A 10582-nucleotide genomic window follows, 5' to 3' on the forward strand; every position below is an offset into this window, starting at 1 on the left:
CGCCCAGGTTGGCGTTGCCGCGCGACAGGCTGGCGATCATGCCCGAGGCCGGGTCGCGCTTCATCCTGTCGCAGAACGCCTGCACGCCGCTGACGTAGCACTGGTTGATCTCGTAGGCCGCCGTCAGGGCCGTGATGCGGTTCTCGACGTGGATGTCGAAATAGTCCAGCGCGACCGAGGCGCCGTTCAGCCAGCCCGGGCTGTAGACGAGGCCGAAGGTTTTCGTCGTCGCCGTTTCCGGTTGCAGCGCGGCGTTGCCGGCGCCGGCGTTGAACGGCGACGGCGTCTGGCCGCCGCCGGCCGGAACCGGGGTGCCGGCCTGGTTGACCTGGCGGAAGCCGGCCGGCACGCCGGCGGCGGCGCAGCGGGCGGCGACGGCCGGGGTCCGGGACGCTTCGCCGTACTGGCTGTCGCACGGATCCAGGTACGAGTCGTACGCCTGCTGGCCGCCGCCGAACGTGTCACCCACGGTCGGGGCGCGGAAGCCCTGGGCCCAGGTGCCGCGGGCCAGCAGGTCGCGCACTGGCTTCCACATCACGCTGGCCTTGCTGTTGGTCGTGTTGCCGAAGTTGCTGTAGTCCGAATGGCGCGATGCGAGGTCGACACTCAGCAGTTGCGCGAACGGCAGGCTTTTCAATAACGGGACATTGAGTTCCAGATAGGCTTCCCGCACCGTATAGCTGGCGACCGTGGGATTGCCGGCCAGGTCGGTCGACAGGCCAGCCTGTTCGAGCGGCCCCGGACGGTCGTAGCCGCTGACGGTGCGGCGCTCGAGACCGGCCGCCATGCCGACGGCACCGGCCGGCAGGGTGAACAGGTCGCCCGTGACGTCGGCGGTGGCGTTGTTGATCGTCGAGCCATACGTGGCGTGGCCGGTCGACTGCACGTAGTTCAGGGCGGCGGCGGTCGATGCCGATGGGCCGCCCAGGATGTTGAACGGTACGCAGTCCGCCAGCGGGATCGGGCTCGCGGCGGTACCGCATTGCACGACGCCTGCCGCGTTCATGAACGACGGCCCCAGCGCCTTCTTGAGGTTCGGCAGGTTCAGGTGGCCGCTCGCCACCACGGCACCCGCGATGAGGCTGTGGTTGTAGCCGAGGTCCCAGGTCCAGGCCTTGTCCAGCACGCGGAAGCCGCCTTCGAGCCTGGCGTCGACGTGCACCGTGCGGTTGTCGTTTCCGATCACGCGCGGCAGTTCGGTCGTGCGGCGGTAGAAGAACAGGTCCTGGCCGTTGCCGGCACCGGCCACCTGGTTGCCGTACGGGTTGTAGTAGCTATCCTTGTCGATATAGATCGGGAACTTGTTTTGCGCAGCAGAAAAGAATGGAAAGCCGGCGGCCTGGCGCGACGAGTCGCGGTCCGCGACCATTGCCGTGCCCGTGAAACGCAAGTCGTACGGCAGCGCGATGCTGCCTTTGGTGAAGACGGACGCCAGCCGGGTCGGCTGCGTGTACATCATCTGGGACGTCGAATTGAAGGTGTCGGCGTCGGCGCCCGCATAGTTGTGGTAGTTGGCCGGATCGCGCGCATCCGCACCGGTACCGTCGCCCAGCGTGGAGCCGGTATGGTTGAGGATCTGGTTGAAGCCGCTGGGGGCGCCACCGGCGCCCACCTGGCGGATGCGGCCCCACGGACTGGTGCCCAGGCCGGCGCTCGGGTGGCCCGGCCCGAACTGGGTGGCGGTGATGGCGCGGTCCTTCGCCCAGACGGCGCCTTCCTCGGTGTACGTCAGGCCGAACATCAGGTTGGCCTTCCCGTCGCCCGCTCCATAGCTGAGTGCATAGTCCTTCTTGCGGTCGTCGCCTCCCTGGTTGCGGCCGGCGTAGGCGCTCGCCAGGCCGCCCTGCATGGTCTTTTTCAGGATGATGTTGACGACGCCGGCGATCGCATCCGAACCATAGATCGACGAGGCGCCATCCTTCAGGATGTCGATGCGCTCGATCATCGCGGCCGGGATGGTCGACAGGTCCGTGTAGCCCAGCACCGTCGCGGTCCAGCGCTTGCCGTCCACGAGCACCAATACCCGGTTTGCACCCAGGTTGCGCATGTTGACGTACTGGCCGCCCTGTTCGCGGAACGACAGCAGCGTGGAACCCTTCGAAAACGCCGGGGTGCCGGCGGCCGGCAGGTTGTTGAGGATGTCGCCGACGGTGACGAGGCCCGTCCTCTGGAGCTGTTCCTGGGTGATTACCTGGACGGGTTGTGCCGTTTCGAGGTCGACCTGGCGGATGCGCGAGCCCGTCACTTCGACGCGCTGCATCGGGTCCGCGGATTGTGCTTGCGCCACGGCGGTCAGCGCGTTCAGGGCAACGGCGACGGCCATTGCGATCTTGCTACGACGATGCATGGGTTCTCCGATACGACTCGTACGTTGGCGTGCTGCCCACGGCGGACTTATGCACTAGTTGCCAAATAACAAGTAAATGTATCAGATCATTCCATATTGACAGCTGTCAACTTGTAAATATGTTTTTTGCATGATGGCGAAAATAAAACAACATTTTTGCAAATGAACACGCTGCGGTGGCAACGTGTCAGACGTGGAAGCAGGCATGCCACAGGCGGACGACGACGTCCGCGTGCGCCGCCACGAGACTGCGTTCGACGCGCGCGTTGTCCTGCCCCTGCAGCCGGATCTGGTGTTGCAGGCGGCGCATGGCCCGGTACGCGGCGGACGCGCCGTCGGCCAGTCCGGCGTCGATGAGGCCCAGCGCGCCGCACCGTTTCAGCAGGGCGATGTTGCCGACGTTCGCCGTCAGCTCCGGGTACGCCGACGCATGGCGCAGCACGAGGTACTGGACGATGAATTCGATGTCGATCATGCCGCCTTCGTCGTGCTTCAGGTCGAAACGGTCGTCGCGTGGCGGGTGCGCGTCGCGCATGCGCTGGCGCATCTTGACGACCTCGTCGCGCAGTTCCGCCTCGCGGCCCGAGCGGTCCTGGCGCAGCACCTGTTCGCGGATCGCCTCGAAGCGGGCACCGATGGCGGCATCGCCGGCGCAAAAACGGGCGCGAGTGAGGGCCTGGTGCTCCCAGATCCACGCGGATGACTGCTGGTAGCGTTCGAACGCGCCCACCGACGACACGAGCATGCCGGACGCGCCGTCCGGACGCAGCGCCGTGTCGATGTCGAAYAGGATGCCGGCCGGGGTATGYGTCGTCATCCACGTGATGAAGCGCTGGGCCAGCCTGGCGTAGTTGCCGGGGGCGTCCTGGTCGTCGTCGTCGAACAGGAAGATCACGTCCAGGTCGGAGACATAGCCGAGTTCCTTGCCGCCCAGCTTGCCGTAGGCGATCACGGCGAAGCGCGGCACCTCCACGTGGCGCGAAGCAATGGTGCCCCAGGCGCGCCGCACGACTTCGCATACGATCAGGTCGGCCAGCGCCGACAGGTGGTCGGCCAGGCGTTCGACCGACAATTCGCCGGCCAGGTCCAGCGCCAGCAGGCGGAACATCTGGGCGTGGTGGGCTTCGCGCAGGATGTCGAGCTGGCGCTCCGTGTCACCCGTGGCCGCGTCGAGCTGGGCCGCGAGGCTGGCCGCCAGCGTGGGCAAGTCCTCGGCGGCGTTGCCGCGGTCGTCCAGCAACTCGTCCAGCAGGATCGGATGCTGGGTGAGGAAGGTGGCGGCCCAGCCGGACGAATTGATCATGCGCAGAACCCGCTCCAGCGTATGCGGATATTCCGTCAGCAGCGACAGGTAGGCGGAGCGTCGGGCAATGGCTTCGAAGAAATCGAGCAACCGGCCCAGGGTGGCCGCGTGACTGCCGTGTCCGGCGTCGGCGACGATGGCCGGAATCTGCGTCAGCGCCGTGTTGACGAGGGCGACGAGGCGCTGGCGGCTGGCTTCCGGCAAAGTCTGCAGCCGCGGCGCCTGCCAGGTGGCGACGAGGCGGTTCGCCCCGGCCTGGGGATCGTCGAAGCCGAGGGCGGCCAGGCGGTCGGCGATGGCGTCGCTGTTGTCCGGATCGGAAAGCGATGCATCCGGATCGACGGCGTCGGCGCCGGCCGCCTTGTCGGCGAAGATCGCATCGAACTGGGCGGCGACGAAGGCACGCCAGGCGTCCAGGCGGGCCAGCAGTGCCGCTGCGTCGGCCATGCCCATCATCCGGGCGACGGTATTCCTGTCGTCCGGTGACACGGGCATCGTGTGCGTCTGGGCATCTTCCAGGTATTGCAGGCGGTGTTCCAGGTTGCGCAGGAATGCATACGCTTCGAGCAATTGCTCGACAGTGTCTGCGGCCAGCAGGTCGCGCTCGGCCAGCAGGCGCAGTGTCTTGCGCGTGGAGCGTTCGCGCAGCGCCGGGTCGCGGCCGCCGCGGATCAGCTGGAAGACCTGGGCGAGGAATTCGATCTCGCGGATGCCGCCGCGGCCCAGCTTGACGTTCTGGTTGCGCTCCGGATGCAGGCGTTCCTGGCGGTTGACCTCGGCGCGGATCTGGGCGTGCATGTTGCGGATCGCGTCGATCACGCCGAAGTCGAGGTAGCGCCGGAACACGAACGGGCGCACGATGGCGTCGAGGGCCGCGATGTCGACCGGGTCGCCGGTGACCGCGCGCGCCTTGACCCAGGCATAACGCTCCCATTCGCGCCCTTGTACGATCAGGTAATCCTCGACCATGTTCAGGCTCGCGACGAGCGGCCCCGACTTGCCGTTGGGACGCAGGGCCATGTCCACACGGAAGGTAAAACCGTCCTCGGTGACTTCGGACAACGCCGCGATCAGCTTGCGGCCCAGGCGTACGAAGAATTCGTGGTTCGACAGCGATTTCTGGCCGGCGCCGGCGCGGGTATCGCCATCCTCGGGGTAGACGAAGATGAGGTCGATGTCGGACGAGACGTTCAGCTCGCCGCCGCCGTGCTTGCCCATCGCCAGCACCATCATCTGCTGGGGCCGGCCGGAATCGGCGCCGATCGGTTCGCCGTGCAGTGCCGTCATCTCGGCCATCAGTTCAGCCAGGTGGGTCTGGACGGCGAAGTCGGCGAAGCGGCTCATCGCCGACACGACCTCGTCGAGGTCGGCCAGGCCGTCCAGGTCGCGCCGGATGATGGCGCAGATGAGCAGGTTGCGCAGGCGGCGCATCGCGCGCGGCGTCGGCAACCTGGAACCGTTGGGGCCGAGTGCCGCCTCGGCGGCCAGCGTTGCGCCGAAATCGATGGAAGCCAGCGATAATGCGGCCAGGGTGTCGACACGCGCCGCCCGGGCCGGATCGGCGTTGACCCACCGTTGGTAAAAACGCGACGCATTGGCGAGGGAAGCTGCAGGAAAAGACGGCGAAGCTGGGGACATGGGGCGAATTCCAGACGAGTTTGTGCGTTCCGGGACGCTTGCTATGGGGTAAAATTGCCCGCCATGCTGCCCTGGGTCAGCGTGATGGTAAGGTAGACGCCGCGATCGTTGCAAGCGCTCTCTTATTCAGTTTACATATATTCGGCGAGCCTTTTGAGCACCTTGATGATCAACCCGGAACCGCAGGCGCAGCGCGAGCAGAACGCGCACCAGCAGGCGCTCCCGCAGGGACACGCRCATGAGCACGAGCATGCGCATGGGCATGTTCCTCTGGCAGAGCGTTGGTCCCGTGCGCGTGCCTGCTACCGGTATGCCAACCTGGCATCGCACCACGTGCTCGGGTTCACGGTCAAGGCTGTCCTGCTCGTGTATTTCGCGTTCATGGTGCTGTTCCTCGCCCTGCGCTACGCGATCCTGCCGAACATCGACATCTACAAGCCGGACATCGAACGGGCCGCCAGCCGCGCGCTCGGCAACCAGGTGACCATTGCCCGTGTGTACGCCTCGTGGCGCGGCCTGCATCCGAACCTGTACCTCGGCGACCTGCGCCTGCACGACCGCGCCGGCCGCCAGCTGCTCGCGCTGCCGTCCGTATCCGCCACGGTGTCGTGGTGGTCGGTGGTCGCGGCCGAGCCGCGTTTCGAGGCGCTGGAAATCAACCGCCCGGAACTGGACGTGCGCCGCGGCCCTGATGGCGTCATTGCCGTGGCTGGCGTGCGCATCGACCCGAACAGGAAAGAAGAGGGCGGCGGCGCCGACTGGCTGCTGCGCCAGCGCGAGGTGGTGATCCGCGAAGGCCGCCTGTCGTGGACGGACGAGCTGCGCGCCGCGCCGACGCTCGATCTGTCCGACGTGACGCTCGTGCTGCAGAACCGCTGGACGACGCACCGCTTCGCGCTGAAGGCCGCGCCGCCGCCGGGCGCCGGCGACCCGCTCGACCTGCGCGCGCGCTTCACCCACCCGGCGTTCGGCGCCAGGCCGTCCGACGCGCGTCGCTGGAAAGGCCAGGTGTATGCCGACCTGCGCAACACCGACCTCGCCGCGTGGAAACAATACGCCGATTATCCATTCACCGTGCAGCAGGGCCGAGGCTCCGTGCGCGCCTGGCTCGACTTCGACCATGCGCGCCTGGCCGGCTTCACGGCCGACCTGGCCCTGGCCGGCGTCAGCGCGCGCCTCGGCGCCGACGCGCCGCCGCTGGCGCTGGCACGCGTGTCGGGCCGGCTGTCCGCCAGCGAGACGATCGCGCCGAACGTGGAAGACGGCAAGCCGACCTTCGGCGCGCTCGGCCACACCATCGGCCTGGACAATTTTTCCGTCGTGACGGAGAGCGGCGTCGTGCTGCCGCCCGCGACGCTGACCGAGACCTGGCACCCCGCCGCGCGCGGCCAGCCCGAGCACTTCGAGGTGCGCGCCGAACAGCTGGACGTGGGCGCGCTGGCGACGCTGGCCGCGCAGATGCCCATCACCCCCGCCCAGCGCCAGCTGCTGACGGAACTGGCGCCGCGCGGCCGCATCAACGACGCCGACGTGCAATGGCAGGGCCGCTTCCCGCACGTCAGCGCCTACCGCGTGCGCGGCGACGTCGAGAAGCTCGGCATGAATCCGCTCGCCGCGCGCGCCGCGGTGCCTGCGTCCGACGGCCAGCCGGCCGTGGCGGCGCGGCCGGCGCTGCCGGGCTTTGCCAATCTGTCGGGCCGCATCGACGCGAGCGACCGCGGCGGCAGTGTCGACATCGATTCCGACAAGCTCGTGCTGGCCCTGCCGGCCTGGTTCGCCGAACCCGAGCTGCCGTTCGACCAGGCGGTCGTGCGTGCGCGCTGGACGTTTCCCCAGAACGAACAGGTGCTCGTCGAGGTCGACAGCCTGAACCTGTCCCAGGGCGCCCTCAAGGCGAGCCTGGCCGGCCGCCACGTGCTGCCCCTGACGCCCGGAAAGGGGCCGGGCAATGCCGACTTCACGGCCACGGTCGACAACTTCGACATCGCCAGCATCGGGCGCTGGCTGCCGCTGGCGACGCCCGAAGGCCTGCGCGAATGGCTGACGGGTGCGCTGCAGGGCGGCACCTTGCGCGATGCGCGCCTGCGCCTGCGCGGCGACCTGGCCCATTTCCCGTTCCGCGCCGACAGTGCCAGCGAGCGCGCCCGCGGCGAGTTCCGCGTCAGCGGCCGCATCGACGACGGCAAGCTCGAGTACGCACCGGGTCGCCACGCACCCGACGGCAAGGCGCCGCTGTGGCCGCTGCTCGAGAACATCGACGGCACCATCGTGTTCGACCGCGCGCGCATGGACATCCATGGCGATACTGCCCGCACGCTGGGCATCGCCCTGACCAATGTGCGCGCCGTGATTCCCGAGCTGGGCGTGCACGAGATGGTGCTCGACATCGACGGCGCGGCCGCCGCCCCGCTGCCCGAGTTCCTGCACTACGTGGCGGCCAGCCCGGTGCTGGAATGGATCGGCAACTTCACCGAAGACACCCGCGCGACCGGCCCCGCGAAGCTGGGCCTGAAACTGCACCTGCCGCTCGCCAGCCTGCACGAGGCGAAGGTGCAGGGCGCGCTGCAACTGCAGAACAACGACGTCACGCTGTTCCCCGAACTGCCGTCGATCCAGGCCGCGCTGGGCCGCATCGAGTTCACCGAGCACGGCGTCAACCTGAACGGCGTGGGCGCCAGCTTCCTGGGCGGGCCGCTGCAACTGTCCGGTGGCACCCAGCGCGACGGCGCGATCCAGATCCGCATGGCCGGCACTGCCACGGCGGACGGCATGCGCCACACGACCTCGCTGCCCGCGCTGCAGCGCCTGGGCGCGAAGCTGTCCGGCGGCGCGCGCTTCGGCGGCACCGTCACCGTGCGCGACCGCCAGACCCAGATCGTGCTCGATTCCAACCTGGCCGGCCTCGGCATCGAACTGCCGGCGCCGCTGAACAAGCCCGCCGCCGACGCGCTGCCGCTGCACTTCGTCCTCGCCGGCCAGCCGACGGGGCAGGATGGCGCCGGCCATGACGACATCCGCATCGCCCTGGGCAATATCGCCGCCGCGCGCTACGTGCGCGAACGCCAGCCGCGCGGTCCGTGGATCGTCAAACGGGGCGGCATCGGCGTCAACGTGCCGGCGCCCGAGCCCGACAGCGGCATGATGATCAACGTGAACATGAAGGCGCTGAACGTCGACCGCTGGCTCGCGGCCGCCAACGATATCGCCGGGCCGGGCGAGACCGCGTCCGCCGCGGGCGCGGACAATGCCGGCGGCATGGCCCAGTACGTCGTGCCGGACACGGTCGCCGCGCGTGCCGGCGAGCTGATCTTCGGGGAACGGGCGCTGCGCGACGTCGTCGTCGGCGCCACGCACCAGAACAATACGTGGCAGGCCAGTATCGATTCGCGTCAGGTGGTGGGCTATGTCACGTGGAACGAATCGCCCACGGGCCAGGGCATGGGCAAGGTGACGGCGCGCCTGGCGTCGCTCGTGATCCCGGAATCGTCCGCGAACGAAGTCAAGGACCTGCTCGAATCGAACAAGGGCGCCAGCGCCAGCATTCCCGGCCTCGACATCGTGGCCGACCGCTTCGAGCTGTTCAACAAGCAGTTCGGCCGCCTGGAGCTGGTGGCCAGCAATGCGCAGGCGCTGGCCGGCAAGGAATGGCGCATCGAGCGCCTGGCGCTGACGAATCCGGACGGCCAGTTGAAGGCCAACGGCCGCTGGCTCACGCGCGACGGCAAGAGCAATACGGCGCTGAATTTCACGCTCGACATCAGCGACGCGGGCCGGCTGCTGGACCGCCTCGGTTTCCCCGAGACACTGCGGCGCGGCAAAGGCTCGCTGTCCGGCGACATCTCGTGGGCCGGGTTGCCGTACTCGCTCGACATCCCGAGCCTGTCGGGCCAGATCCAGATGAATGTCGAATCCGGCCAGTTCCTCAAGCAGGACCCGGGCGCCGCGAAACTGCTGGGCGTGCTGAGCCTGCAGATGCTGCCGCGCATGCTGAAACTCGATTTCCACGACGTGTTCTCGGAAGGTCTTGCATTCGACGGCATCACCGCGAACGCCATGATCACGCGCGGCGTCGTGCGCACGGACAATCTCAAGATGCATGGCGTCGCGGCGACGGTGCTGATGGATGGCACCGCGGACATCGCCAACGAATCGACGAATCTGCACGTCGTCGTGATCCCGGAATTCAACCTCGGCACCAGCTCGCTCGTGTACGGCCTCGCGGTCAACCCCGTGATCGGCCTCGGCAGCTTCCTGGCCCAGCTGTTCCTGCGCGCCCCGCTGATGAAGGCGCTCACTTACCACATGCAGGTGACGGGGCCGTGGAAGTCGCCGCACATCGTGAAGCTGGATAATCCGCCGGCCGCCGCAGCAGCAGCGGCCGCGACGCAGGACCGCAACAAGGACAAGAAGGAAACGAAATGACGACGACCGTTGCCGCCGTACAGATGGTATCCACGCCCGTCGTGGACGAGAATATCGCCACCGCACGCCGCCTGATCGGGGAGGCCGCGGGCCGTGGCGCGAAGCTGGTCACCTTGCCGGAATACTGGCCCATCATGGGCATGACGGACACGGACAAGGTTGCCCACGCCGAACAGCCGGGCCATGGTCCCATCCAGGAGTTCCTCGCCGGACAGGCGCGCGAACACGGCATCTGGCTGATCGGTGGTACGTTACCCCTCGTGTCGGGCGACGCCGGCCGCGTGCTGAACACGACGCTCGTCTACGATCCCGAAGGCCGGCACGTGGGCCGCTACGACAAGATCCATTTGTTCGGCTTCAACACGGGCAGCGAATCGTACGACGAGGCGCGCACGATCGTGCCGGGCGAGACGATCGGCAGCTTCGAAGCACCATTCGGCCGGGTCGGCATGGCGATCTGCTACGACCTGCGTTTCCCGGAACTGTTCCGTGCGATGGGCGAATGCGCGCTGATCATCGTGCCGGCCGCGTTCACGTACACGACGGGCCTCGCGCACTGGGAAGTGCTGTTGCGCGCCCGCGCCATCGAAAACCAGTGCTATGTGCTGGCATCGGCCCAGGGCGGCACGCACAGGAATGGCCGCCGCACGTTCGGGCACAGCATGCTCATCGATCCGTGGGGCGACGTGAAGGACGTGTTGCCGGAAGGCGAGGGCGTCGTCAGCGGCGTGATCGATGCCGGGTACATCGCCAGAGTGCGCGCGAGTTTGCCGGCGTTGAAACATCGCAAGATGTAATGGCATCCGGCACGAGTATCGTAGGGTGGGCGGCCTCCGCCCACGCGGATGTTTGCGGCACCCGGACGTTACGCG

4 protein-coding genes are annotated in these 10582 nt (G+C 67.9%); 2 read left to right on the forward strand and 2 right to left on the reverse strand.

The genetic code is table 11. The annotated features are described in order from the left end of the window. The coding region (locus tag AC1DYX_RS22360) for a TonB-dependent receptor domain-containing protein (protein WP_477262910.1) at positions 1-2347 on the reverse strand (2347 nt) is incomplete at its 3' end. A gap of 187 nt (positions 2348-2534) precedes the next feature. Then, on the reverse strand, positions 2535-5288 hold the full coding sequence (gene glnE, locus AC1DYX_RS22365; protein ID WP_477262912.1) for a bifunctional [glutamate--ammonia ligase]-adenylyl-L-tyrosine phosphorylase/[glutamate--ammonia-ligase] adenylyltransferase: 2754 nt from the start codon (positions 5286-5288) through the stop codon (positions 2535-2537). Between the two features lie 153 nt (positions 5289-5441). Here glnE and AC1DYX_RS22370 point away from each other — a divergent pair, with 153 nt between their 5' ends. Both AC1DYX_RS22370 and AC1DYX_RS22375 read left to right on the forward strand, forming a co-directional pair. Then, entirely contained in the window at positions 5442-9710 is a 4269-nt protein-coding gene (locus tag AC1DYX_RS22370) for a YhdP family protein (protein WP_477262914.1), read from the forward strand. Further along, positions 9707-10507, forward strand: a complete 801-nt coding sequence (locus AC1DYX_RS22375; protein WP_477262916.1) for a carbon-nitrogen hydrolase family protein — start codon at positions 9707-9709, stop codon at positions 10505-10507. Before AC1DYX_RS22370 ends, AC1DYX_RS22375 begins: the two co-directional genes overlap by 4 nt. Positions 10508-10582: the final 75 nt, after the last annotated feature.

The organism is Massilia sp. P2_C2 (assembly GCF_056404615.1).

Bases quoted from the DNA above. Each gene is read 5' to 3' on its own strand.
- AC1DYX_RS22375 (WP_477262916.1), top strand. From the start codon at position 9,707: ATGACGACGACCGTTGCCGCCGTACAGATGGTATCCACGCCCGTCGTG.